The 1,036-nt window shown below is 34.5% G+C and carries 1 protein-coding gene; it reads left to right on the forward strand.

The annotated features are described in order from the left end of the window. Positions 1 to 206 precede the first annotated feature (206 nt). Complete coding sequence (locus tag ACFO3L_RS11415; RefSeq protein ID WP_379967681.1) at positions 207 to 980, forward strand: MurR/RpiR family transcriptional regulator; 774 nt, start codon at positions 207 to 209, stop codon at positions 978 to 980. Positions 981 to 1,036 lie beyond the last annotated feature (56 nt).

Consider the following 1,036-nt stretch of genomic DNA (forward strand, 5'->3'; position numbering starts at 1 on the left):
TAAAGAAATACGCTTGCAAGTATGTTCTGTTCCTAAGAATCTCGTGACTTCAGTCATGAGAGGTTCAAGTTACACTAATTAAATCATAAGGGGTTCTAAAGGTAAACTACTCCTCTTTATTTTGGCACAAAGTTCAAAAGATTTGTTTACTTAACGAATATTTCGGAACTTTTTTTCATTGAATTGAAAGGATAAAAGGTGATTGTATGAATATATTATCCCGTCTCCAACAACAAAAAGATTTTAATCCAAGTGAAAAGCAAATAGCCGAGCAAATTTTACTTAATCCTGAAAAAATATTAACCCAATCAATCCAAGAGCTCGCTTTACAAACTTACACATCGACTTCAAGTATCGTCCGTCTTTGCCGAAAAATTGGTTTGAAAGGTTTTAAAGATTTTAAAATGCAACTTGCCTCGCAGTTACATTATCAACCACATGACGTTTTACTTGTTGATCCTGATTTTCCTTTTTCAGAAGACGATACTTACACAGATATTACCGATAAATTAAAAGAACTATCGATTCACTCAATCAATCAAACCGCACAACTTTTTTCTGATGAAAGTCTCGAATCATCGGTTAAATTAATCACTCAGGCCGTACATGTGGGCATTTTTGCTTATGGAGATACCGCGATTCCTGCACTAAATTTCCAAAATAAAATGATGAAAATCGGCCACCATATTTTATCCTCGCATATTCCGGGTGAAGACCATCACTTAGCTAATAGTTTTAATGAAAGTGATTGCGCCATCCTACTATCTTATAGTGGAGAAAGCAAAAACAACTATCATATCGCAAAAATATTAAAACAACGTGGGGTACCATTAATTGTTGTCACTGCTTATCCAAATTCTCATATTGGTCTATTAGCCGATGTACTTTTATTAACGGCAGTCAACGAAAGTAAAAATGTTAAACTATCCACTTTTTCATCGCAACTGAGTATGGATTATCTGCTAAACGTAAGCGGGTAATAATAGACCGGATGTCAAATAAGCCAATATCCTTGTATAATCTGGATATTGGCTTA

The sequence above is a fragment of the Enterococcus eurekensis genome (genome assembly GCF_042654605.1).
Classification (GTDB): Bacteria; Bacillota; Bacilli; order Lactobacillales; family Enterococcaceae; genus Enterococcus_I; species Enterococcus_I eurekensis.